The 24,461-nt window shown below is 67.2% G+C and carries 18 protein-coding genes and 2 pseudogenes; 13 read left to right on the top strand and 7 right to left on the bottom strand.

Annotated elements, in window-relative coordinates:
• Positions 1-20: 20 nt before the first annotated feature.
• The 3 genes from ADT71_RS16825 to ADT71_RS32250 all read left to right on the top strand — a co-directional run bounded on the left by ADT71_RS16825 (position 21) and on the right by ADT71_RS32250 (position 5,351).
• Positions 21-3,137 (top strand): TonB-dependent receptor, encoded by a 3,117-nt coding sequence (locus ADT71_RS16825; protein WP_082370408.1) that lies wholly within the window; start codon positions 21-23, stop codon positions 3,135-3,137.
• Positions 3,138-3,243: 106 nt separating this feature from the next.
• Complete coding sequence (locus ADT71_RS16820; RefSeq protein WP_197283056.1) at positions 3,244-4,731, top strand: PD40 domain-containing protein; 1,488 nt, start codon at positions 3,244-3,246, stop codon at positions 4,729-4,731.
• Entirely contained in the window at positions 4,665-5,351 is a 687-nt protein-coding gene (locus tag ADT71_RS32250) for a S9 family peptidase (RefSeq protein WP_054438641.1), read from the top strand. The genes ADT71_RS16820 and ADT71_RS32250 overlap by 67 nt, the downstream gene beginning before the upstream one ends.
• On the opposite strand, the gene ADT71_RS16810 is transcribed toward ADT71_RS32250, so the two are convergent.
• Positions 5,264-5,719, bottom strand: a complete 456-nt coding sequence (locus ADT71_RS16810; RefSeq protein WP_082370406.1) for a helix-turn-helix domain-containing protein — start codon at positions 5,717-5,719, stop codon at positions 5,264-5,266. The two genes, ADT71_RS32250 and ADT71_RS16810, sit on opposite strands and share 88 nt — an antisense overlap.
• 102 nt (positions 5,720-5,821) lie before the next feature.
• Between ADT71_RS16810 and ADT71_RS16805 the strand changes: the two are divergent.
• Positions 5,822-6,939 (top strand): annotated as a pseudogene (locus ADT71_RS16805) (NADH:flavin oxidoreductase).
• A gap of 232 nt (positions 6,940-7,171) precedes the next feature.
• Here the strand turns inward: ADT71_RS16805 and ADT71_RS31460 are convergent.
• Positions 7,172-7,609: a hypothetical protein gene (locus tag ADT71_RS31460; RefSeq protein ID WP_156336638.1), complete on the bottom strand. Its 438-nt coding sequence runs from the start codon at positions 7,607-7,609 to the stop codon at positions 7,172-7,174.
• Between the two features lie 68 nt (positions 7,610-7,677).
• On the opposite strand from ADT71_RS31460, the gene ADT71_RS31455 reads away from it, so the two are divergent.
• Positions 7,678-7,968, top strand: coding sequence for a hypothetical protein (locus ADT71_RS31455; protein WP_156336635.1), 291 nt, complete (start codon positions 7,678-7,680; stop codon positions 7,966-7,968).
• A 106-nt stretch (positions 7,969-8,074) separates the two neighbouring features.
• The gene (locus tag ADT71_RS16795) at positions 8,075-8,677 is read left to right on the top strand and encodes a TetR/AcrR family transcriptional regulator (protein ID WP_054438638.1); all 603 of its coding nucleotides are present in this window, start codon (positions 8,075-8,077) and stop codon (positions 8,675-8,677) included.
• Positions 8,678-8,759: 82 nt separating this feature from the next.
• Here ADT71_RS16795 and ADT71_RS16790 read toward each other — a convergent pair whose 3' ends face one another.
• Positions 8,760-8,969, bottom strand: a complete 210-nt coding sequence (locus ADT71_RS16790) for a hypothetical protein (protein WP_054438636.1) — start codon at positions 8,967-8,969, stop codon at positions 8,760-8,762.
• 33 nt (positions 8,970-9,002) lie between these two features.
• Here ADT71_RS16790 and ADT71_RS16785 point away from each other — a divergent pair, with 33 nt between their 5' ends.
• The 3 genes from ADT71_RS16785 to ADT71_RS33870 all read left to right on the top strand — a co-directional run bounded on the left by ADT71_RS16785 (position 9,003) and on the right by ADT71_RS33870 (position 12,631).
• Positions 9,003-11,351, top strand: a complete 2,349-nt coding sequence (locus ADT71_RS16785) for an adenosylcobalamin-dependent ribonucleoside-diphosphate reductase (protein ID WP_054438635.1) — start codon at positions 9,003-9,005, stop codon at positions 11,349-11,351.
• Positions 11,352-11,456: 105 nt separating this feature from the next.
• Positions 11,457-12,230 carry an FAD-dependent monooxygenase gene (locus ADT71_RS16780; protein ID WP_231635961.1) on the top strand — a complete coding sequence of 258 codons (774 nt, stop codon included), beginning with the start codon at positions 11,457-11,459 and terminating at the stop codon, positions 12,228-12,230.
• Positions 12,227-12,631 carry an FAD-dependent monooxygenase gene (locus tag ADT71_RS33870; RefSeq protein ID WP_231635960.1) on the top strand — a complete coding sequence of 135 codons (405 nt, stop codon included), beginning with the start codon at positions 12,227-12,229 and terminating at the stop codon, positions 12,629-12,631. Before ADT71_RS16780 ends, ADT71_RS33870 begins: the two co-directional genes overlap by 4 nt.
• A 77-nt stretch (positions 12,632-12,708) precedes the next feature.
• Here ADT71_RS33870 and ADT71_RS16775 read toward each other — a convergent pair whose 3' ends face one another.
• Positions 12,709-14,379 carry a M28 family metallopeptidase gene (locus ADT71_RS16775; protein ID WP_082370405.1) on the bottom strand — a complete coding sequence of 557 codons (1,671 nt, stop codon included), beginning with the start codon at positions 14,377-14,379 and terminating at the stop codon, positions 12,709-12,711.
• A 577-nt stretch (positions 14,380-14,956) separates the two neighbouring features.
• Between ADT71_RS16775 and ADT71_RS33865 the strand changes: the two genes are divergently transcribed.
• Both ADT71_RS33865 and ADT71_RS16770 read left to right on the top strand, forming a co-directional pair.
• Positions 14,957-15,238 carry a hypothetical protein gene (locus ADT71_RS33865; RefSeq protein ID WP_231635959.1) on the top strand — a complete coding sequence of 94 codons (282 nt, stop codon included), beginning with the start codon at positions 14,957-14,959 and terminating at the stop codon, positions 15,236-15,238.
• Positions 15,181-16,911 carry a DPP IV N-terminal domain-containing protein gene (locus tag ADT71_RS16770; RefSeq protein ID WP_231635958.1) on the top strand — a complete coding sequence of 577 codons (1,731 nt, stop codon included), beginning with the start codon at positions 15,181-15,183 and terminating at the stop codon, positions 16,909-16,911. The genes ADT71_RS33865 and ADT71_RS16770 overlap by 58 nt, the downstream gene beginning before the upstream one ends.
• A gap of 26 nt (positions 16,912-16,937) precedes the next feature.
• On the opposite strand, the gene ADT71_RS16765 is transcribed toward ADT71_RS16770, so the two are convergent.
• Complete coding sequence (locus tag ADT71_RS16765) at positions 16,938-17,759, bottom strand: protein-glutamate O-methyltransferase CheR (RefSeq protein ID WP_054438633.1); 822 nt, start codon at positions 17,757-17,759, stop codon at positions 16,938-16,940.
• A gap of 23 nt (positions 17,760-17,782) precedes the next feature.
• Positions 17,783-21,201, bottom strand: a pseudogene (locus tag ADT71_RS16760) (response regulator).
• Between the two features lie 408 nt (positions 21,202-21,609).
• Here ADT71_RS16760 and ADT71_RS16755 point away from each other — a divergent pair.
• Together ADT71_RS16755 and ADT71_RS33860 are read left to right on the top strand one after the other, a co-directional pair.
• Positions 21,610-23,280, top strand: coding sequence for an ATP-binding protein (locus ADT71_RS16755; RefSeq protein ID WP_054438631.1), 1,671 nt, complete (start codon positions 21,610-21,612; stop codon positions 23,278-23,280).
• Complete coding sequence (locus ADT71_RS33860; protein ID WP_054438629.1) at positions 23,259-23,639, top strand: response regulator; 381 nt, start codon at positions 23,259-23,261, stop codon at positions 23,637-23,639. Before ADT71_RS16755 ends, ADT71_RS33860 begins: the two co-directional genes overlap by 22 nt.
• Positions 23,640-23,663: 24 nt before the next feature.
• Here ADT71_RS33860 and ADT71_RS16745 read toward each other — a convergent pair whose 3' ends face one another.
• Complete coding sequence (locus tag ADT71_RS16745) at positions 23,664-24,380, bottom strand: TetR/AcrR family transcriptional regulator (RefSeq protein ID WP_054438627.1); 717 nt, start codon at positions 24,378-24,380, stop codon at positions 23,664-23,666.
• Positions 24,381-24,461 lie beyond the last annotated feature (81 nt).

Genomic DNA, 24,461 nt, shown 5'->3' with positions numbered 1-24,461 from the left:
TCAAACAGGGGTCGCAAAACATGGGGAAATTTCTTGCTGCATCCCGCTGGGGTGCGGGCAGCGCCGTTGCAGCGGTATTGATGGCGCAGGCGGTTCCGGCCTTTGCCGAGGAACAGCGCTTCGATCTCGACATTCCGTCGCAGAGCCTGGGCAGCGCCCTGCGCAGCTTCGCTTCGGCGGCGCGGCAGCAGGTCATCTTTGACGGCGCTTCGGTGGCGAACCGCACGGTGCCTGCACTCAAGGGCAGCTTCACCGCCCGCGCCGCGCTGGGCCAGCTGCTGCGCGGCACCGGGCTGACGGCGGAGCAGGGCGCGTCGGGCGTCTTCGTGGTCCGCCGTGCTCCGGTGTCTCCAGTACCGGCTTCGCAGGCGCAGCCGGCGGCCGATACCGGAGGCGACGAACCCGAAATGACCGAACTGGTCGTGACCGGCTCGCGCATCCGGCGCACCGAGTTCGATTCCCCGATCCCCGTGGTGGCGCTCCAGAAGGAGGACATCTCCGAGCACGGCTACCGCGACCTTGCCGAAGCCCTGCAGGACATTCCCGGCGTGGATCAGGGCCTCAACCTTTCGGCAGGCCAGACCTCCACGCAGACCAACGGCCTTTCGACCGTCAGCCTGCGCGGCCTCGGCCAGAACCGCACGCTTACGCTGATCGACGGTCATCGCACCGTGTCCAACGTCGGCAATTCGAACGCGGTGAGCCTCAGCACGATCCCGACCTTTCTGGTGGACCGGATCGATGTCAGCACGGGCGGTGCTTCGGCCGTCTACGGGTCCGACGCGATCGCCGGTGTCGTCAACATCATGACCGACAACAACCTGATCGGCATCAAGGGAAGGGCAGCGGGCACCGCCACGAACGACGGCGGCGGCGACGGCACGGAATACTCGCTCGCCGCAGGCGGCAAGTTCCTTGACGACCGGCTTTATCTGATGGCCACCGGGACTTACGAGAAGCAGTACGCCCTCAGCGCAAGGGATCGCGACTGGGCACTGGAATCGGTCAGCTACGATGCCACCAGCAACACGGTCTCCTCGCCCGCGCTCAGCAGCTACACGCCGGGCGGACGCTTCCTCAGCAGCCGCGGCGCCTATTATTATGACGAGAACGGCCTTCAGTCGGGTTTCGTGACGGCCGAGAACGGCTACGATTCCCGCACCAACGGCACGCTCATCGTCCCGCGCGAGAGCATCAGCGCGGCCGGCAAGATCGGCTACGAATTCAGCGACAGCCTCAAGTTCAAGGCGACGGTGCTCTATTCGCGGATCACCACCAATTCGCTTCGCGAACCCTATTACCTGTCCAACTCGTCCAGCTACGGCGTCAACGACGAGTTCACGCTGGGCCGTCTGTCCCGCACCAATCCGTTCGTGCCGGACGTGATCGCCGCCGCCTCGACCAGTTCCGGGATCGATTTCCGCCGCCGCCTTACCGAGGTGGGCCAGATGGCGATCGACAACAAGCGCGAGACCTGGCGGACCTGGGCCGGGTTCGAGGGCACCGTCTTCGGCAACTGGAACTGGGACGTGACTTACGGCTTCGGCCGCTTCGAACAGAACCAGACCCGGACCAACGGCGTCAATTACCAGCACGTCCAGTACGCCCTCAACGCGACCCGGCTGAGCGACGGTTCGATCGTCTGCGCCGACGAGGCCGCACGGTCGGACGGCTGCGTGCCGCTCAACATGTTCGGCATCGGCTCGATCAGCGATGCCGCCGCCGACTATATTCGCGGCAATGTCTGGTATCAGTCGATCAACAGCCAGCACACGCTCAGCGGCAACCTCACGGGCACGCTGTTCGAACTGCCCGCCGGTCCGGTCCAGATCGCCACCGGCTTCGAGCTGCGCCGCGACCATACCGAGACCCATACCGACGAACTGACCGCGAGCGGCTACAGCAACTTCGCCTATATCCCCGAATATGCGGGAACGGTGAAGGTCGGCGAAGCCTATGCCGAGGCGAATGTGCCGCTGCTGCGCGACATTCCGCTGATCTATCGCCTCAGCCTCGACGGGGCGGTGCGCGTGGCGCGCTACAACCTCTCCGGGGTCGGCACCACGCTGAGCTACCGGGCAGGCGCGCAGTGGGAACCGGTTCACGGCATGAACCTGCGCACCACGTTCAGCCGCGCCCAGCGCGCGCCGGACACGACGGAGCTCTATTCGCCGCCGCGTGACGACTACGACACCGTGGTCGATATCTGCAGCGGCGTTACCGCCGCCACCGCAGGAACGGTTGCCGACAACTGCCGCAGCAACGCCGGGATTGCCGCAGCCATCGCGGCGGACGGCGTGTTCAGGCAGGACAGCACCAGCGTGAACGCCCCCAATGCCGGCAATGCCGATCTCAAGGAAGAGACCGCCTATACCTTCACCGCCGGCGTGGTGGTGAACCCCGGCTTCCTTCCCGGTTTCCAGGCCAGCGTGGACTATTACGACATCCGGGTGAAGGATGCGATTTCGGCGCTGTCGAACACCAACCAGATGCTCGAATGCTATTCGGATGCGGAAGGCTACGGCAACCGCTTCTGCGATGCGATCACCCGCGATGCCGAGGGTCAGATCACCCGCCTGGTGAACCAGCAGGAGAACCTCGACGAACTGCGCGCCCGCGGCATCGACGTGGCGGTGGCGTACCAGTTCCGCCCGGAAGTCATCCCCGGCAACATCCAGTTCTCGCTCAACTACAACCACCGGCTGGAACTGGGCACGAAGTATCAGGGCATCGCCAGCCAGTCCTCGGAAAACTGGCTGGGCGAAGTCGGCACCTCGAAGGACAGCGCCAAGGCCAGCCTCGCCTGGAACTCCAAGCGCTTCATGCTGAAGTGGACCACGGTCTACATCGGCAAGGCCGTGGACAGCAACGAGGCGGCGGCCAGCTTCGCGGCGGCAGGGATCACCGATCCGCTGTTCCTCAATGTGCCGGCCTACTGGCGCCATGACCTGAGCTTCCGCATCACGCCGCCGCTGGCCAACCCGAACCTGCGGATTTTCGGCTCGGTCCGCAACGTGTTCAACAAGTACGGACCGTTCCTTCCGGACGGCACCGAAAGCGGCAGCCAGTACAACTACAACTCGGTCTATGGCGTGACCGGCCGTTCCTTCACGCTCGGAGCCCAGTTCCAGTTCTGAGCCCGGCGCGGGGGAGGGGCGGTTTCTCTCCCCCCGTACATTTTCAAAGTCCATCCCCCTCCCGGCGGTGCCTGCGTGCCGCCGGCCTTTTTGACGCGAGATGCCCATGGTCGCCGCTTCCCGAATGTTCCGTTCCCTGCTTCTGGCCGCCGCGCTGGCGCCTGCCCTGCCCGCCGTTCCGGCCTTCGCCGGAGAGGATGCCGCCGTGCGCGCGCGCGCCACGATGGGGGCGGTGGGCCTGCTGAGCATCGCGCGGGCAGGCAGTTCGCTTCCCGCGAACGACGGTTCCTCGATCCTCTACCGGGTGTCGCAGGCGGACTGGAAGAAGAACCACGCGGTGACGGAGCTGTGGAGCGTCGATACCGCGTCGGGCAAGCCGCGCCGGATGCTGGCGGACGGCGGAACCGATGCCGCCTGGTCGCCCGATGGGCGCTCGATCGCCTTTGTGGACCGCCGGGACGAGGACAAGGCGAGCCAGATCTACCTGCTTCCCGCTGATGGCGGCGAAGCGCGCAAGCTGACCACGCTGCGCACCGCCCCTGCCGATCTGGTCTGGTCGGGCGACGGCAAGTCGATCTATTTCCTGGCGAACCTTCCCGACGGCAAGGAACTGGCGGCGCGCAAGAAGGAGCGCGACGACATGGTCGCCTTCGAATCCCCCGGCGCCCGCCGCGCATTGTGGAAGGCCGATCTCGCCACCGGCAAGGCCGAGAAGATCGTCTCCGGAGACTTCGAGGTGCGCGGCTTCGATATTTCCGCCGATGGCGGCGTCTTGCTCTACCGGCGCGCCACCTCGCGGCTGCTCGACGATCAGGCCGCCTCGGAACTGTGGGTCCGCGTGAACGGCGATAAGGGTAACGGCGCGGATCGCCGGTTGACCGACAACGATTACCAGGAAATGGGCGCGCGCCTTGCGCCCGACGGACGCTCCGCGCTGTTCCGCGCCAATGCGCGCGACGGGCATTACGGCACGTTCAACGCCAATCTTTTCGTGGTGGACCTCGCCACCGGGAAAATCCGCGAACTCGCCGATGGTCCGCCCTGGGCGATCGAGGAGGCGCTGTGGTCCGCCGACAGCCGCACGATCTACTTCACCGCGCAGGAAGGCGTGCGCACCGGGCTCTACGCAGTGCCGGCCGCCGGTGGCCGCTGGCGCAAGCTGGCGGGCGGGGACAGCGTGATATCCTCCATCGCACTTTCCCGCGACGGGCGGATGCTGACTTATACCGAACGCAGCGCGCTCCAGCCCGAGGAAGTGCTGCGGCTGGACCCGCGCAGCCCGCGCCCGGTTCGCGTCACGCACCTCAACGACGGCATCGCCGAGCGCTACCGCCTGCCGCGGCAGGAAGCGATCCACTGGACCGCGCCGGACGGACAGGCACTGGAAGGACTGGTGACCTACCCGCTCGACTATGTGCCCGGCCATGCCTATCCCACGATCGTGCAGAGCCACGGCGGTCCGCGCTCTGCGGACCAGTTCAACGTCTTCGCCTATGGCCGTTTCCTGCCGCTGCTGGCGCGCGCGGGGTGCTCGTGCTCAGCGTCAACTATCGCGGCGGCACCGGCTACGGCGACACGTTCCTCCAGGGCATGAATGCGGGCTACTTCCGCCATGCCGACAAGGACGTGCTGTCCGGCGTCGACGAACTCGTGCGGCGCGGCATGGCCGATCCCGACCGGCTCGGCATGATGGGCTGGAGCGCGGGCGGCCACATGACCGCCCGGTTGGAGACGGTCACCGACCGTTTCAAGGCGGCGGTTGTCGGCGCGGGCGCGGTGGACTGGCCATCGATGTATCTCGGCTCGGACACGCGCTGGCAGCGCAAGGAGTGGTTCGTGACGCCGCCTTACGGCACTACCGCCCGGCGTGATCTCTATCAGGACTATTCGCCGCTCGCCGCCGTCGACAAGGTGACAACGCCCACGCTGATCCTGGCCGGTGCGCAGGACGAACGCGTACCCTCGGCGCAATCGGTGATGTATTACCGCGCTCTCTCGGCGCTCGGGGTGGATACCGCGCTCTACCTTGCCCCGCGTGAGCCGCACAACTTCCGCGAACTGCGCCACCGCCTGTTCCAGATCAACGTGCAGATGGACTGGTTCTCCGCCCGCGTGTTCGGCGGGACTTACGAGGCGGAAAAGGCCCCGGCTTCCGGCAAGGGCGAAGATGCGGCCGAAACGGATGCCGCATTCACGGGCGCGCCGGCCGAGTGATCGGCTTCAGGCGCGCGCCGGTCGAACGCCTGGCGCGCCGCTTCGACTTCGTCGAAATTATCCACGGTCCAGCGGTACAGCGTCTTGAACGGCGCGTGGAGCGAGCGGCCGAGCCCGGTGATCTCGTACTCCACACCCACCGGCGATGTCGGGATCACCCGGCGCGAAAGCAGGCCGTTGCGCTCCAGCTTGCGCAGGCACTGGGTGAGCGCCTTCTGCGTCACGCCTTCAAGATGGCGCTTGATCGAGTTGAACCGCATCGGGCCCGGGTCCAGCACGGTGAGGACCATCATCGACCACTTGTCGGCGATCTGGTCGAACAGCAGGCGGCTCGGGCAGTTGATGTCGAAGTGCTGGCATTCGGGCAAGCGGTATCCTCCAGTATACCTAGGCTATCAAAGGTGCCTCATTGACGCTAGGTTTCCAGATTATACCTAATGGCCACCTGCTTCAACGGAGACTTTTCGAGCATGTCGGCATCCGCCACCGAAACCCTGTTCCGCCCGATCACCATCGGTTCGCTCTCGCTGCCCAACCGCATCGTCATGGCACCGATGACGCGCGGCTTCGCGCCCGAGGGTATTCCCGGCGCCCCGCAGGCGGCCTATTACCAGCGCCGTGCCGAGGGCGGCGTCGGTCTGATCCTCTCGGAAGGCACGGTCGTCGATCGGCCCGCGTCGCGCAACATGGCGGGCATTCCGCTGTTCCACGGCGATGAGGCGCTGGCCGGCTGGGAACAGGTTATCGGCGCGTCCACGCCGCCGGCGGCAAGATGGGCCCGCAGATCTGGCACACCGGATCGACCGTCGGCCCGGACGGCTGGGACCCCGGCGTGCCGGTTGAAAGCCCCTCAGGCCTGCTCGCCCCCGGCCAGCCGCGCGGAGAGGCGATGAGCGAGGAAGCCATAGCCGACACCGTTGCCGCCTTCGCCCGCGCCGCCGCCGATGCCAAGCGCCTCGGCTTCGATACCGTCGAGATTCACGGCGCACACGGCTATCTGATCGACCAGTTCTTCTGGGCCGGCACCAACGAGCGGACGGACCGCTACGGCGGCGCGACCATTCGCGAACGTTCGCGGTTCGCGGGCGAAGTGGTTTCGGCGGTCCGCGAGGCGGTTGGCCCCGGATATCCGATCATCCTGCGCCTCAGCCAGTGGAAGCAGCAGGACTACCGCGCCCGTCTGGCCGAAACGCCCGAGGCGATGGCCGATTGGCTGCAGCCCCTGGTCGATGCCGGTGTCGATGTCCTGCACTGCTCGCAGCGCCGGTTCTGGGAGCCGGAATTCGCCGAAATCGACGGTGAAAAGGGCCTCAATTTCGCAGGCTGGGCCAAGAAGCTGACCGGTGCGACCACGATCAGCGTCGGTTCGGTGGGGCTCTCGGGCGAGTTCCTGGCGGCCTTCGGCGGCGAAAGCTCGCAATCGACCGGCCTCGGCGATCTGGTCGAGCGTATGGAGCGCGACGAATTCGACCTGATCGCGGTGGGCCGCGCGCTCATCAGCGATCCCGACTGGGTGGCCAAGGTGCGTGACGGCGAAGGCGAAAAGCTCAAGGGCTTCGACGCAGCCGCGCTCGGCGAACTGGTCTGATCGGTTCCCTGCCGCGGAGCATGGCCTTCATGCTCCGCGGCAGGAAATTCCCCCTCTCCGCTCAGGCCGCGCATCCCTCCGCGCCTGCCGATGGCCGTCTTGTAAGCCAGCCGTAAGGTAAGCCGAACTAGGCTGCGCGAACGTGCAGACCGGGCCGGTTCCGGCCGGCTGCGTGTTATCGGATCAGCGCATGCAAGTGGGGGATGGTGTCCAAGATGATCTCGGCCGTCGGTCATTCCGGGGAAGATTTCGGCACGCTAGGTGACGAGGGGCGTGAGCGGCACGCCCATGGCGCAAGTCTGCTTGCGGGCGGGTTGTTCGCGGCGAAGGCCCTTTCGGCTCGGGGCCCCGCGCGCGGGCTGCGGCTGCTGGCGCTGGCGCTGTTGGGCGGCGTGGCCAGTTGCGGCCCGGCGAAGATCGTCGAGGCACCGCCGCCGCCGCCGCCGGTCGTGGTGATCCCGCCCCGGCCGATGCCTCCGGTAGGCGCCGCGCCCAACATGGTGATCCCCGCGCTGGCGGCGGACGGCCTGCGCCATACCGTCAACACCGGGGTTTCGCCCGCGCAGGCGTGTGGAACCTGCGCTCCGCCTACAATGTCGCGGCGCTCAACTGCATGGGCGCGCAATATGCGCCGATCCTGCCGGGCTATGCCGATTTCCAGAAACGCCATGCCAAGCGCTGGCGGCCGCGAACAAGACGCTGGACAAGGAGTACCGCACCCGCTTCGGCGCCAAGGGCGTGCGCGAACGCGAGGCGTACCAGACCCAGGTCTACAACTTCTTCGCCCTGCCTCCGGTGGTGCCTGCGCTCTGCAATGCGGCGCTGGCGCTGACGGTCGATCTCGAAAACGTGCCGGCGGGCCAGCTCGATGCCTTCGCGCCTTCCGGCCTTGCGAAAGCGGAAGCGCCGTTCACGGAATTCTACAACAGCTACGAGCAGTACCGTGCCGACCTGGCGGCGTGGGAAGCCCGTTTCGGCGCGGCCAGCGCCGCTGCGGTCGAGGCGACCCCGCTGGCGGCGGCGAGATAGCGGCGCGCACGACGCCGATCTCTCCCGGTGCATTTCTCCTTTCCGCGTACTATAGGGTATGCGGATAATGCACGCCCAAAGGGCGGCACGACAGGAGAAGTGGGCAATGACGCGTCTGACGCGAAGTGAAAGCCAGGCGTTGACGCGCCTGCGGCTGTTGAAATCCGCGCGCGACCTGTTCCGGCGCGATGGCTATGCGGTAACTTCGGTGGACCGGATCGCCGAAGCCGCCGGCTACAGCAAGGGCGCGGTCTATTCCAACTTCGAGGGCAAGGAGGCGATCTTCCTCGCCGTGCTCGAAACCGAGTCCGAGGAGAACCTCGGCAAGCTGCTGAAGCGCCTCGATCGCGCCGAAACGCTGGACGCGGTGGTCGATGTGCTGGCCGAATGGGCGGATGAACGCTCGAAAAGCGGCGGATGGTCGCTCACCGTGCTGGAACATGCGCGAGTCGCGCCGATGGGTTCGGCCTCGCTCCGGCGGCAGGAGGAGATCGTGCGCGCACAGTGGCGCAGGCTCGGCGCCTATCTGCTCGGACGTTTCCCGGGGGTTGCCTCCGATGGCGAAGTGCTGGGCGCGCTGCTGTTCGAGATCGCTTATGCCCCCGCGCTCACTTTCGTTACCGCGCCTGGCGCCGGGGCGCTCGTCCGCTTTGCCCTGCCGCCGCTGCTGGCCCGCGAAAGGCAGGGCGAGTTGGCGATCGCCGGATGATAATTTCGGGTCGGGGTTGAATTTCAAAGACCGGGCAGTATCCTGAATCCCATCGGTGTCCGGTTCGCGGATGCCGCGGAGATTACCTCATGAACGATCGCAACAGGCGCTTCGGCGCCCTGTGTCCGCGCGCCTCCGGCAGGCCGCCGTCGCCCCGCGAACCGGCGCGCCAGAACCGCCGCTGAGCCTGCAAAGCCGGCGTGCGCGAACCGCCGCCGGTCTTTCCGTCCGCTCCGACAACCAGAATGCCCATCCGGTCGTTATCCAGGTTTCGGCCCGTGATGACGCGCACCTCCCGTATTGATCCATCCGGCAAGGAACCATCATGTCGATCTCGAATTCGCCCGGTCCGCTCGACCAGCCCGTCACCCTCCACGTCTGGAAGGAGAAGTACCGGCACGCCGACGAGCAGAGCCCCTCGGACACGTTCCGGCGCGTGGTGGCGGGCGTCTATGCGAAGGACGACGGCGCGCACGCGGCTCAGGCGCTCGCGGCTCTGGAGGCGCGGGACTGGGTGCCCGGCGGGCGCATTTTCGCGGGTGCGGGCACCGGCAAGCGGGTGACGTGGATCAACTGCTTCGTCAGCCCCACGATCCAGGATTCGATGGATACCGAGCCGGACCTGCCCGGCGCCGGGATCATGGACGCGCTCAAGGTCGCGGCCTTCACCCAGCAGCAGGGCGGCGGCATCGGCATGGATTTCGGCACCATCCGGCCCGACGGGGCCGTGGTGGGGCGGACCAACTCGGTCTCTTCGGGCGTGATCCCGTTCATGGTGATGTGGGACGGCATGTGCGTCACCATCCGCTCCAGCGGATCGCGGCGCGGGGCGATGATGGCGATGCTGCCCATCTGGCACCCTGACGTGATCGCCTTCACCGAGGCGAAAACCCGCAAGGACGTGCTCAGGAACTTCAACGTCTCGGTCGCGGTGACGGACGATTTCATGGCCGCACTGGACGCCGATGCCGACTGGGACCTGGGCTTTCACGTGCCGCGCGCCGATGGCGCCCATGTTGCGGTGACCGAGCGCGACGGCCGGCCCTGGTACGTCTACCGGCGGATCAGGGCGGCGGACCTGTTCGACCTCATCACCCGCACGACTTACGAATATGCCGAACCGGGCGTGGTCTTCATCGACCGGGTGAACCGGCTGAACAACCTCTCCTATTGCGAGACGATCTCGGCCACGAACCCTTGCGGGGAACAGCCGCTGCCCCCCAATGGCGACTGCGATCTGGGCCATGTGAACCTTGCGAACATGGTGCTCGAACCTTTCGGCGATGCGGCGCGGGTCGACTGGGAGCGGCTGAAGGAGACCGTGCGGATCGGCGTGCGGTTCCTCGACAACGTGCTGGAAACCTCGCCTTTCCCGACCGAGGAACAGCGCCTCGAAGCGCAGGACAAGCGCCGTGTCGGCCTTGGCTTCACGGGGCTGGGCAACCTGCTCCAGCAGTTGCGCCTGCCCTATGGCCGCGATGCGGTGCCGATGGTGGAGGAGATTTGCGCGTTCATGGCGGCCGAGGCCTATCGCGCCTCGATCGAACTGGCGCGCGAGCGTGGCAGCTTCCCTGCCTATGACGCGGAGGCGTTCGGGCGCGCGCCGATGCTGGACCGTCTGCCGCAGGACATCCGCAAGGCCATCGCGAAGCACGGCATCCGCAACGGCGTGCTGCTGACGATCGCGCCCACGGGCACGACCAGCATCTTCTACGGCAATGTCAGTTCCGGCATCGAGCCCAGCTTCTCCTGGCGCTACAACCGCGCCGTCGTGGTTGAGCAGACCGCGACCGAGCAGAAGACCGAGAGCTTCGCGGTCGAGGACTATGGCTGGTATCTCTACAGCCGCCTGCCGGAATTCGATCCGGCAGCGCCGCTGCCGCCCTATATGGTGACCGCGCTGGAGCTTTCGGTGGAGGATCACATCGCGGTTGCGGCGGCGGCGCAGAAGTGGATCGACGCGGCGATTTCCAAGACCATCAACTGCCCAGCCGACATGTCCTACGATGCGTTCAGGGCGGTCTACCTCACCGCCTGGGAAAGCGGGATGAAGGGCTGCACCACTTATCGGCCTAGCGGGGTGCGCGGTTCGGTCCTGTCGGAACCTGTGGCGCAATCGTCGGCGGAACCGAAGCAGGAAGCCGGGCAGCCCGAACCAGCGAAGCCCGCCTTTCCGGGCGACACGCCCGTGCCCGCCCGCCCGCAAGTGCTGCCCGGCAAGACCATCAAGATCAAATGGCCGGTGGACGGCGAGAACTACTACCTGACGATCAACGACTATGTTGCCGAAGATGGTCGGCGCATTCCCTTCGAGATCTTCATCAACACAAGTTCGGCGGAGAACTTCGAGACGATGGCCGCGCTGACCCGCACGCTTTCCGCCGTCTGCCGCCGGGGTGACGCGCGCTTCATCTTCGAGGAACTGGAACGGGTCCACTCGGCCAAGGGCGGGGCTTTCGTGGCGCTCGATCACGATACCAAGGGCAGCTACGCGCCCAGCCTGATCGCCCTGATCGGCCGCATCCTGCGCGAACATGCGCAGGGGCAGGAGGAAGGGGCCCCCGCTTCGGGGGCGGGCGAGGGGGAGGAGTGCCCCAACTGCAGGCAACCGGCCGCGCACATGCAGGAGGGCTGCCTTACCTGCACCCAGTGCGGCTTCAGCAAGTGCGGCTGACCTAATGCGCCCATGGCAGGCGGAGATTGACGCGGGTCATTTCGCGCCTCTCGCCCGCCTGCCATGGGAAGCCATCAATCGCTTTCGAATGGCTCGGAAATTCGCATGACGAGATATGACGTGATCGTGGTCGGCGGCGGGCCGGCGGGGCTTGCCTTTGCCCGCTCGCTCGCCGGGACCGGGCTGAAGTTGGCGCTGGTCGAACGGCAGCCGCGCACGGTGCTTGCCGAACCGGGATGCGACGGGCGCGAGATCGCCCTCACGCACCGTTCGGAGGCCTCGCTCAAGGCGCTGGGGGCATGGCAGGCGATCGATCCGGCCGAAACCTCGCCCTTGCGCGAAGCCCGCGTGCTGAACGCAGGCTCTCCCTTCGCGCTGGCCTTCGATACCGGCGGCACGGGGGAGGACCGGCTCGGCCAGCTCGTGCCCAATCACCTGATCCGCCGCGCGCTGTTCGCGGTCACTCACGCGCAGCCGGGGGTGGACCTGCTGGCCGGCACGGCGGTGTCTTCGGCGCGGGCCTCGCGGGAGGGGGCCGTGGCCGAACTCGCGGATGGCCGCAGGCTGGAGGCGCGCCTGCTGGTCGCGGCGGATTCGCGGTTCTCGGCGGTGCGCGAACAGCTCGGCATCGCGGCGGAAGTGAACCGCACCGGACGCGCGATGATGGTCTGCCGTGTCGCCCATGAACGCGACCATGAAGGGATTGCCACCGAGTGGTTCGACTATGGCCAGACCATCGCCATGCTGCCGCTTCGCGGGCGGATGTCCTCGGCGGTGCTGACGCTGGATGCTGCCGGGATCGAGGCGCTCGCCGCGCTGGACGCCGAGCGCTGGGGGCCGAGATCACCCGGCGCTTCCAGTCGCGGCTGGGGCGGATGACGGTGGTGCCCCAGCCGGGAATGGCGGGCCCCGGAGTCTATCCGCTGGCGACGACTTATGCGCGCCATTTCGCGGCGGAGCGTGCCGCGCTGATCGGCGATGCCGCCGTGGGCATGCATCCGGTGACGGCGCATGGCTTCAACCTGGGGCTGGCCGGGGCGCTGCGGCTGGGCGGGCTGGTGGCCGATGCGGCGCGCCATGGCCGCGACATCGGCTCGCCCTGGCTGCTGCGCCGCTACGAGGCGGCGCACCGTTTCGCCAGCCGCCCGATCTATGCCGGGACGAACGCCATCGTCGGGCTCTATACGGCGGAGCATCCCGCGGCGAAGGCGGCGCGCCATGTGGCCTTGCGGGCGCGCAGCGGCTGCCGCGCCTGCGCCATGGGGTCAGCCGGATGCTGATGAAGCCCTGACGCCTGCGGACATACTTGCGAGGACCGCCCCCGGACCGCCGTGTGCGGCGGCGCGTCCGGTTTGCCTCAGGGACGCTGGGCGGCCGTGGCGTCGCGGGTGGCGCGGAATTCGCTGTCCTGCGACCAGTTCGGCCAGACATGGCCGTTCGCAAGGCGATTGCCGAGGTTGTAGAGCAGCGTCATGTCGCCGACCCAGCTGCTGGTGTTCCAGCTGGCGTCGTACTCGTCGGCGGGCTGGTGATAGCGATCGCGCGTGTAGATGTCGGCCAGTTCCTTGCCGCGCGCCGCGCCGCCGTTCACCAGTTCGTTGCCCGCATCGTAGGAGATGGCGGGAACGCCGCGCTTGGCCATCGGGAAGTGGTCCGACCGGTAGAAGCTGCCCGCTTCCGGCCGCGAGTCCGGGGTGTAGTGCCGGCCCAGCTTGCCGCCTTCCTCGGTCAGCATGGTCAGCAGATCGAGCTTGGCCGCGCCGGAGATGCTGAAGTCCGTGGTCTTTTCGATTGCGAAGGGGCCGTCCATGTTGATGACCCCGGCGGTGGTGGCCAGCGGGCGCAGCGGGTTGTCGGCATAGAATTCCGAGCCGAGCAGGCCCTTTTCCTCGGCCGTCACGGCCAGGAACAGGACCGAACGCTGCGGCGGCGGGCCACCGGCATAGCTGCGGGCGAGTTCGAGCAGGGCGGCGGTGCCGGAGGCGTTGTCGAGCGCGCCGTTGTAGATGCGGTCGCCCTTCGCATCGGGCAGGCCGACGCCGAGGTGATCCCAGTGGGCCGAATAGATCACCGTCTCGTCCGGGTATTTCGAACCACGCACGAGACCCGCCACGTTGTAGGACGTGATGATGTCCGACTTGACCGCATAGTCGGCGCTCATCGTCGCCTTGAGCGGGATCGGCTGGAAGTCCTTCTTGCGCGCGGCGGCCTTGGCCGCTTCGAAATCGATGCCCGAAGCCTTGAGGAGCTGCGCGGCGAGATCCTTCTGGATCCAGCCTTCCATCTGCGTGTGCGCGGCCTTGGGATCGGCGCGCACGATGTCGAACATGGTGTTGGTGTCGGAGTTCTTCACGGTGGCCCAGCCGTAGGAGGCAGGCGCGCTTTCATGGACGACCAGCACGCCCGCGGCGCCCTGGCGGGCGGCTTCCTCGTACTTGTAGGTCCAGCGGCCGTAATAGGTCATCAGCTTGCCGCCGAAATCGCCTTCGCCGCCCTCGAAATCGGGATCGTTGACGAGCACGACCATGATCTTGCCCTTGAGATCGACGCCCTTGAAATCGTCCCAGCCGCGTTCGGGGGCCTTCACCCCGTAGCCGACGAAGACCAGCGGCAGGTCCTTGAAGGCGACCGAGGACTGGCCGGTTTCGGCGGCGCGCACGGCGATCTGTTCACCTTGCGAAAGCGGGGTGGCGGCGCTGCCGATGGTCATCGCAAGGTTGGGCGTGCCGACGATGTTCGACATGCGCAGCGGCACGCTCTGGAACCAGGAACCCTTGTCTCCGGCGGGCTGGAGCCCGGCGGCCTTCATCTGCGCGGCGATGTAGTCGATGGTCTTCTTCTCGCCGGGGGTGGCCGGGCCGCGTCCCTCGAAATCGTCGCTGGAAAGCGTCTTGATGTCGTTCGAGATACGGGCGACGTCGAACTTCGGCGCCGGCGCGGCCAGGGCGGCGGTGGATGCCGAAAGCAGCGCGCCAAGCGCCAGCGTGCGCAGCGACTTGCGCGGGAAACGGAAGGTGAGGGAGGTCATCGAAGCTCCTTGGCCGGTTGGCCGGACAGAGGTCTGGATCGGATCGATCCGCTGCCGCCCAAAATGCCGATCCGGCGGGCAATGTCGATAGGGCGGATGACGGTTTTTCGACAGTTTGCGTGTTCGGCGGCAGCGCAATCGATTTCGCGGGAGAACCATGGCGCAAGCGGAAATCGCGCCTTGCAGCCTGCGCGTAATATCGTATACGATCTTATTTTCTGCTTTGCGCTCCCATCGCATACGAGGTTTTCCGCCAGATGTCGTCTCTTGCCCGCGCTCCGCGTTTCATCGGAATTGCCGCGGTTTGCGCCGCGATCCTGTCGTCCGCCGGCGCCTTGGCGGCGCCCGGACGCGCCGATATCGACCGCTCCATCGCCCTGCGCGAGAACTGGCAGTACCTCACCCGCGACGTGGCCTGGCCCGCGCACTGGACGCCGGACGGCGCCGCCTTCTCCTATCGCAAAACGGTGGAGGGCGGCTTCGCCTTCGAAACCGTGGACGCCCGCACGCTTGCGCGCAGCCCCGCCTTCGACCAGCAGCGCCTTGCCGCCGCATTGACGGCGCGCTGGGCCGCCCGGTGCAGGCGCTGCGCCTGCCGTTTGCCGATTTCGACTATGCCGGAGACCGCCAGACCATCCAGTTCTGGCTCGACGAGGACGGCTGGCGCTGCACGCTGGCGGACTATGTCTGCGGGAAGCAGGAAGACCCGCGCCGTCCGCGCGGCTTCGGCGTCGTGCGCGATCTTTCCATTCCGGCGGACAATCACCGCGACTTTCACCCGACGGCAAGTGGGAAGCCACGGTGGAGGACGACAACCTTGTGCTGCGCGCCGCGGGCACCACGCAGGCCGTCCGCCTGAGCACGGACGGATCGGCGGGCAATTTCTACGATCCCGAAACCATCGCCTGGTCGCCCGACAGCCGCCACCTGATGATCTACCGCGTTCGCCCCGGCTACGCGCGCCATGTCCTTCGGGTCGAGGCGGCGCCGGAGGGCAAGGGGCAGCCGGGCCTGCGGACCCAGCTCTATCCCAAGCCCGGCGATGCCGTGGATCAGGAGCAGCCGGTGCTGTTCGACGTTGCCGATAGGCGCCAGACCGTGGTGGACCCGGCGCTGTTCCCCAACGCCTACGAACTGTCCGGCCCGCGCTGGCGGGCAGACGGCAGGAGCGTGGAATTCGATTATGTGCGGCGCGGCTTCGGGCAGGCGCGGATCGTCTCGGTCGATGCCGCCAGCGGCGCGGCCCATGCCGCCGTCACCGAGGACGCGAAGACCTTCGTCTATGCCGATCGCCGCTATTCCCACGATGTGAAGGGGCTGGGCAACGAGATCGTCTGGGCTTCCGAGCGCGACGGCTGGAACCATCTCTACCTGATCGACGGGCGCACCGGCAAAGTGAAGAACCGCATCACCACCGGCCAGTGGGTGGTGCGCGAGGTCGTCAGGGTCGATGACGAAAAGCGCCGGATCTGGTTCGTCGCCAGCGGCATGAATGCGGGCGAAGACCCCTATTTCCGCCATTACTACAGCATCGATTTCGATGGCCGGAACCTGACGCCGCTCACCCCCGAGCGTGCGGACCACACCGTCAGCTTCTCGCCCGACATGCAGTTCTTCGTCGATACCTATTCGCGCGTGGACCTGCCCAATGTCAGCGAACTTCACCGCACGGCGGACGGCGCGCTGGTGCAGACGATCGCCAAGGGCGACATCAGCCGCCTGACCGCTGCCGGGTTCCGCGCGCCGGAAGTCTTCACCGCCAAGGGGCGTGACGGCAAGACCGACATCTGGGGCCTCGTCGTGCGCCCGCGCGATTACGATCCGGCGAAGAAGTACCCGGTGATCGAGAACATCTACGCCGGGCCGCACGACAGCTTCGTGCCCAAGAGCTTCTGGCCCTTCGGCTATCATTCGGGCGGCGACAAGGTGATCGGGATGCAGGCGCTGGCCGATCTCGGCTTCATCGTCGTCCAGATCGACGGCATGGGCACGGCCAACCGGTCCAAGGCGTTCCAGGACGTGGCGTGGAAGAACCTCCAGGATTCCGGCTTCCCCGACCGCATCCTGTGGCACAAGGCGCTGGCCGCGAAGGACCCCGCCTACGACATCGGCCGCGTCGGCATCTACGGTGCCTCGGCGGGCGGGCAGAGCACGCTCAACGCGCTGCTGTTCCATGGCGATTTCTACAAGGCGGGCGTCGCCATGGCGGGGTGCTACGACAACCGCATGGACAAGATCAGCTGGAACGAACAATGGCTCGGCTGGCCGGTGGACAAGAGCTATGCCGATGCCTCCGGCGTGGACAATGCCGCGCGGCTGCAGGGCAAGCTGTTCATGATCGTGGGCGAGCAGGACAGCAATGTCGATCCCGCCTCGACCATGCAGGTCGCCGATGCGCTCATCAAGGCGGACAAGGACTTCGACCTGCTGGTGGTGCCCGGCGGGGAGCACAGCGTGGGCCGTTCCACCGGCCCGATCGACTATGTGACGCGGCGCTTGTCCGAGTTCTTCGTGCGCAGCCTGCAGGACTGACGGCCGCGGGGCCTGCACCGGCCCCGCTACTGGCGCTGGTAGATCCGTTCCTCTCGCGCGAAATCGCGGAAGGCTTCGGCATGCGCGGAGAAGCGCAGGCTTTCCTTCGCGCCGAGGCCGAGGAAGCCCTTGCGGATCAGCGAATCCCGGAACAGGCCCACCGCCCGGTCCTGAAGCGCGCGGTCGAAGTAGATCATGACGTTGCGGCAGGACACGAGGTGCATCTCGGAGAACACCGCGTCGGTCACGAGGCTGTGGTCGTGGAAGACCACGCGTTCGCGCAGCGCGGGATCGAAGGCGGCGCCGTCCCGGCCTTGCGTGTAGTAGTCCGTCAGCGGCGCGGCGGCGCCCGAGAGCCGGTGGTTCTCGGCAAAGGCGGCCATCCGGTCCAGGGGGTAGACGCCGCGCGCGGCGGCGGCCAGCGCATCGGGGTTGATGTCGGTCGCGTAGAACTGGGTGCGTTCCTCCAGCCCTTCCTCGCGAAACAGGATGGCGAGCGAACGGAGTTCCTCGCCCGTGCTGCATCCCGCCACCCAGACTTTCAGCGAGGGATAGGTCCGCAAGTGCGGCACCACTTTTTCGCGCAGGGCGCGGAAGTAGCCGGGATCGCGGAACAGCTCGCTGACCTGCACGGTGAGGAAGGCCAGCAGGCGCGGGACCATGGCGGGATCGTGCAGCACGCGGTCCTGCATCGCCGAGAAGGTTTCCAGCCCCATCAGTTCGCGCGCCTGCCGCAGCCGCCGCTTGACCGAGGCCTGCGCATAGTTGCGAAAGTCGTAGTGGTAGCGCCGGTGCAGCGCCTCCAGCAGGAGGTGGATCTCGATATCCTCGACGGCTTGCTCGTCCATGGCGCGATCCGTGTCCACCGGGCTCAGCGCGGCATCCAGACGCGGACCAGCGAGAGCAGCTTGTCCACGTCCAGCGGCTTGGCCATGTAGTCGTTGGCACCGGCGGCGATGCAGCGTTCCTGGTCGTCCGGCATGGCCTTGGCGGTGAGGGTGATGATCGGCAGCTTCGCCCAGCGCCCGTCCTTGCGGATTTCGCGGGTGGCGGTGAGGCCGTCCATCACCGGCATCATCACGTCCATCAGCACCAGGTCGATCCGGCGGGCGGCGTCGTCCCCGGCGCGGGCCAGCGCATCGATGGCTTCCTGCCCGTTGCGCGCGATCTCGATCACCGCCCCCTGCGGTTCGAGGATATGCGTCAGCGAGTAGATGTTGCGCACGTCGTCCTCGACCACGAGGATGCGGCGGCCTTCGAGGATCGCGTCGCGGTTGCGCGCCTGCCGGATCATCGACTGCTGCTCCTCGGGCAGCTCGGTCACGACCTGGTGCAGGAACAGGGATACCTCGTCGAGCAGGCGCTCGGGCGAGCGGGCGCCCTTGATGATGATCGAGTCCGAATAGCGGCGCAGGCGCTGCTCGTCGTCCGCCGAAAGATCGTGGCCGGTATAGACGATCACCGGCGGGAAGGCATAGGTCCCCTCCCGGGACAGCGTTTCCAGCAGGGTGAAGCCGCTGGCATCGGGCAGGGCAAGGTCCAGCACCATGCAGTCGAAAGTCTGGTCCCGCAGCAGTTCGAGGCATTCGGCGCCGGTGGCAGCGCCCACGGTCTCGACATCGCCGGAAGCCAGCAGGCGGCCCATTGCCTCGCGCTGGACCGGATCGTCCTCGACGATGAGGATGCGGCGCGTGGCCGAGGCCAGTTCCTCGCGCTTCACCGGCTTGACGAGATAGCCGACCGCGCCAAGCGTGAGCGCGGTCTGGGTATGATCGCTGCCGGACACGACGTGGACCGGGATGTGCCGCGTCTCCACATCGCGCTTCAGGTGGTCTAGCAGGGCGAGGCCGGACTGGTCGGGCAGGCCGATGTCCAGCACGACCGCGCTGGGCCTGAAGGTTCGCGCCAGCTTCAGCGCTTCGGCGGCGGTGCCGCTGACGAGGCACTGGAAGCCCATTTCGCGCGACAGGTCCCGCACGATCCCGGCGAAGGCGGCGTCGTCTTCCACCACCAGCAGGATGCGCTGGTTGCTCACCAGCCGGTCGCGGTCGTCCTCTATCTGCTGGACCGGGCTGGCCGGGGCGGGCTGACTGCCGCCATGCGGGGCCAGCGGAAGCAGGCGGGCGGGAAGATCGGAATGCCCGCCCATCTGAACCTGCGCCTGAACCTGCGGTCCGGCCAGCGCCGCGTCGTAGGCGAGCGGCAGCGACAGGGCGAAGCGGCTGCCCCGGCCGGGCGTGGAGGACAGCGAGATGCCGCCGCCCAGCAGGCGGGCCAGTTCGCGGGAGATGGAAAGGCCGAGCCCGGTGCCGCCGTACTTGCGGTTCACCGTGCCGTCCGCCTGGCGGAACGCCTCGAAGATCGCCTGCTGCTGGCTTTCGGGAATGCCGATGCCGCTGTCTGTCACCGAAAGCAGGATGCGCGCCTTGCCGTCCGCTCCGGCGGCTTCCGGCTCGATGGCGAGCCTGACGCTGCCGCTTTCGGTGAACTTGAAGGCGTTGGACAGCAGGTTCTTGAGGATCTGCTCCAGCCGCTGGCGGTCGGTATCGAGCGTGGCCGGGCAGCCGGGCGCGACGTGGATCTCGAAATCGAGCCCGCGATCGGCGGCGACCGGCTGGAACACCTGCCGCATGTCGCTGGCCAGACGCTCGACCAGAACGGTTTCCGGCCTGACCTCGAGATGCCCGGCCTCGATCTTGGACAAGTCGAGGATGTCGTTGATGAGCGCCAGCAGGTCGTTGCCGGAGGACTGGATGGTGCGCGCGTACTGGACCTGTTCGTCGGAAAGGTTGGCGCGCGGATTGTCGCCCAGCAGCTTGGAGAGGATCAGCAGCGAATTGAGCGGCGTGCGCAGTTCGTGGCTCATGTTCGCGAGGAAGTCCGACTTGTAGCGGCTGGTCTGCTCCAGTTCGCGGGCCTTGGCCTCGACCGCGGCGTTGGAACGGGCGAGATCGTCGCGCTGGACCTCCAGGAGCTGCGCCTGTTCCTCAAGCTGCGAATTGGTCTGTTCCAGCTCTGCCTGCTGCAGTTCCAGCCGCCCTTGCGATTCCTTGAGATTGCGGCCCTGTTCTTCCAGTTCCTCGTTGGAGGAGCGCAGTTCCTCGCTCTGGACCTGCAGTTCCTCGGCATGGTGCTGAAGGTCGGCACGGTAGCGGGCAGAGCGCAGGGCGATCCCCACCGACGCGGAAATCTCTGCCAGGAAGGTCATGATCTCGGGGCCGACGGGATGCAGGAAGCCCAGTTCGATCACGCCGTGGACGACATTTTCGGCTATGGCGGGGGCGATGACGAGATGGCGGGGCTTGTCGCTGCCGAATGTCGAGCCGATGGTCAGGTAGCCGTCCGGAATGTCCGACAGCAGCACGGGTTCGCCGTCCGCCGCGACCTGGCCGAGCAGCCCTTCGCGGTGGGAGAAACGCTCGACGATCCCGGCGCCTGCGGGAACACCGTAAGCGGCGACGCGGCGGTAATGGCCGCGTTCCCCCGCGAAGACGGCGCCGGCCTGGGCGCCCGCGAACCGGGTAAGGAAGGCCAGGATGCTCTCGCCCAGCTGCTCCGCCGGCTGGTCCCCGATCACGGCGCCGGCAAGGCCGACCTGCCCGGATTGCAGCCACGCACGCTGCTCGGCCGCCGCCGCGGCCTTGCGGATCAGGAAGCCGACGGTCAGCGTCAGCGCGATGCCGAGGCAGCAGGACAGCACGCCGCTGATCCATGCGGACCGGTAGGCCTGCTCCATTTCGGCGAGCCGGGTCTGGCGCAGCCGCGCCTCTTCCCGCTGCATGTCGCAAGCTGCGCGCGAACCGCGTCCATTTCCAGCTTGCCGCGATCGGTGGCGACGATGGCGAGCGCGCCCACCATGTTCCCGGCCTTGCGCGCCGCGATGGTCTCCTTCAGCTCGGAAAGCTTGGCGTCGATATGGCGGCGCAGGGGCGCGATGCGGGCCTGCTGCTCGTCGTTGTCCTCAGTCAGCGAGGCGATCTTCGCGACCCGCGCATCCACGTCCGCCAGCGCCGCATTGTAAGGGTCGAGATACTTGTCGCTACCGGTGAGCAGATAGCCGCGCTGGCCGGTCTCCGCATCCTGAAGCGAGGACAGCAGTTCGTCCAGCGCCACGATCACCGAATGGGAATGGACGATCCGCCGCGCATCGTCGCGCAGCACCGTCACGTTGAAATAGGCGAAAGTTCCGCTGACCACGAAGAACAGGATGGCGACGGCGAGGCCGAAGGTCGTGCCGGGATCGAGCCGGAAGCGAGCCTTCAGGCCGGAGGTCGTAATCGTCGATGGCATGCGTGCGCCCTGTTGTATCGGCCCGTGGAATCCGGCCTTCGGAACATCCGGTGTGCTCGATTGCGGCGGATGCGAACGGATAGCAAGAGCATCTTGTTCACGTTCGCATCCGCCGCTGCGGGAACATCGCGCGCGGCCGGGAGTTGACGTTGGCGTCAAGCAATTCTCGCTTGCGAAGAGGGTGGTGGACTTGAATTTTCCAGGGGGCGCCGGCGAACTTTCCGGTCTTGTCAGGAACCACGATTGGGCCGCGACGCCGCTTGGTCCGCTGGAGGCGTGGCCGGCGGGGCTGAAGGCCGTGGTCGATCTGGTTCTTTCGGCGAAGGTGCCGATGGCGTTGCTCATGGGGGAGCGCGGGACGATGATCTACAACGATCCCTACATCCCCATCGCCGCCGGGCGCATCCGATGTCGCTGGGCTCCAGCGTGCTGGAAAGCTGGTCGGAAGTGGCGGACTTCAACCGCGGGATCATTGCCGATGTGCTCATGGGCGGATCGCGCAGCTTCGCCGACCAGGAATTCCTGTTCGAACGCAGCGGATGCCCCGAACCGGCCTTCCTCGATATCGATTATTCCCCGGTCCGCGACGATGCTGGCGCCCCGGTGGGGGTGCTTGCGGTGCTGCACGAATGCACCGAGGCGCATCACGCGCGCAGGAAACTGCGGCGCACGGCAGAGAAGCTCGCCTTCCTCGACGCGCTCGGCCAGGCGACCATCAACTGCCGGGACGCCGACGACGTGCTGGCCGTCACCACCCGGATGACCGGGGAGCATCTTGGCCTGTCGAACTGCGCCTATGCCGACATGGACGAGGACCAGGACGGCTTCACCATCCGGGGAGACTGGCACGCGCCGGGCGTACCCTCGATCCTGGGGCACTACAGCCTCGCCGATTTCGGCAGCCTTGCGGTGCGCGAACTGCGGGCCAACCGCCCGCTTATCGTCAATGACAATGCCCGCGAACTGCCCAGTCACGAGGCCCGCACCTTCCAGGACATCGGCATTGCCGCCACGATCTGCATGCCGCTGGTCAAGTCCGGCCGCCTCACCGCGCTCATGGCGATCCACGACAAGGCGCCGCGCGTCTGGAGCGACTACGACCTGGAGATCATCGCCGAAGTGACCGAGCGGTCATGGGTCCATGTCGAACGCGTCTCGGTGGAGGCGGACCTGCGCCTGAGCGCGGATGCCTTGCGCGAACTGAACGAGACGCTCGAACGCCGGGTGGAGGACCGCACCCGCAAGCTGCTGGAAGTGGAAGCGGCGCTGCGGCAGGCGCAGAAGATGGAGGCGGTGGGCCAGCTTACCGGCGGGCTGGCGCACGATTTCAACAACCTGCTGACCGGGCTGGGAGGCAGCCTCGAAATGCTGTGGCTGCGCGTCCGGCAGGGGCGACATGACGATCTGGAGCGCTATTTCGACGCCGCCGAAGGCGCGGTGAAGCGCGCGGCGTCGCTGACGCACAGGCTGCTGGCGTTCTCGCGGCAGCAGACGCTGGACCCGCAGCCGACCGGGGTGGACCGTCTCGTCGCCGACCTGGAGGAACTGGTGCGCCGCACGATGGGACCGGCGATCCGGGTCGAGGTGCGCGGCTCCACGGGATGGCCGGTGCTGATCGATCGCAACCAGCTTGAGAACGCGCTGCTCAACCTCTGCATCAACGCGCGCGATGCCATGCCGGACGGCGGCACGCTGACGATCGCCACGCAGGGCCGGACCATTGAGGGACACGATGCCCGCCGGCTCGGCCTGGCGCCGGGCGATTACGTGGTTCTCGATGTTTCCGATACCGGCACCGGCATGTCCGCCGAAGTCGCTTCGCGGGCATTCGATCCTTTCTTCACCACCAAACCCTTCGGGCAGGGCACCGGCCTTGGCCTCTCGATGATCTACGGCTTCGTGCGCCAGTCCGGCGGGCAGGTGGTCATCGACAGCGAGCCCGGGAAAGGCACCAGGATGTCGATCGTTCTCCCCCGTCACGGCGTTGCGGCGGCGCCCGAGGTTTCCCCGGCAGAGGACGGCGCGCCCGACGCGCCGGCGAAGGGCAGGTCATCCTCGTGGTGGACGACGAGCCGATGATCCGCATGCTCGTGGTCGAAGTGCTGGAGGAAGCCGGTTTCGTCGTGCTCGAAGCGGGTGACGGCCGCTCGGCGCTGGGCATACTGGAGGCCGCGCCGCGCATAGACCTGGTGGTCACCGATGTCGGCTTGCCGCACGGCATGACCGGGCGCGAGGTGGTGGATATGGCGCGGGTGCAGCGGCCCGATCTCAAGGTGCTGTTCATCACCGGCTATGCCGAGAACGTCGTCGCCTCCAACGGCCAGCTCGAAAGCCTTTCGGCGATCATGACCAAGCCGTTCGAGATCGCCGCGCTGGTGGGCAAGGTCCACGAACTCCTCGCGCCCACCGCTGCCGACGCGCGCCCGGCGGGCGGATAGGCACTGGGTGAGGCGGCGGCAGGGTCAGCCGGAATCGGAACCGGTGCCGTGCAGCATGAAGTCGAGCATCGCCGCGTCGATCTCGTCATCGCCTGCCAGACCGGCGGGGAACAGCATGTCGCGGAACAGGACGTTGCCCAGCACCGCCGCGAAGGACACCCGCACCATCAGCCGCGGATCGACGACCGGCTGCGTTCCACCATCCTGCGCGCCGTCATCCTGCGACTTCGCGCCTTCTCCCGCCTCGTTCCGGCGGCGCACGCGATGTGCGCGCGTGGCCGCGCCGCGTTCGAAGTAGGCGTTGAGGCTGTCTATCGCCCGCGCGCTTGCGTCCTGATCCTCGCCATATGTCCCGGCCGTCAGCGCCGCCATCAGCAGCGGGGCATGATCCTTGAGAAAACGCCCCAGCTCCGAAACGTAAAGCCGCGCATTCTCCCGCCGCGCGGCTTCGCCGGGCCCGCCTGCGTCGGGGCTGGAATCCGTGATCGAATGCTCGGCATTGAAGCGCTCCAGATGGCGGTCCAGCGGGGCGAACACGGCTTCCTGGAACAGCGCGGCCTTCGAGGGGAACGTGCGGAACAGCTGCGCCTCGGTGCTTTCGGCGCGCCGGGCGATCGCCGCCGTCGTCGCCCCGGCATAGCCGCAGCGGCGGAACTCCTCTTCCGCCGCTTCGAGCAGGCGGCGCGTCACTTCCTGCGAACTGCGCCGCTTGCGGCGCGCGGGTTTCGTCGCTTCGTCCACTTCCGCTCCATCGATGGCCGCGATATCCCGGCGCGGCCCGTTTAGGGGACGGCGCGGGTTTGTCCAAACGGCCGGTAGCGC

Origin of the sequence: Novosphingobium sp. ST904, from assembly GCF_001298105.1 — a bacterium.
Taxonomy (GTDB): domain Bacteria; phylum Pseudomonadota; class Alphaproteobacteria; order Sphingomonadales; family Sphingomonadaceae; genus Novosphingobium.
Note: the sequence above shows the minus strand (reverse complement) of the source record. Positions and strands in the feature narration are given on the sequence as shown.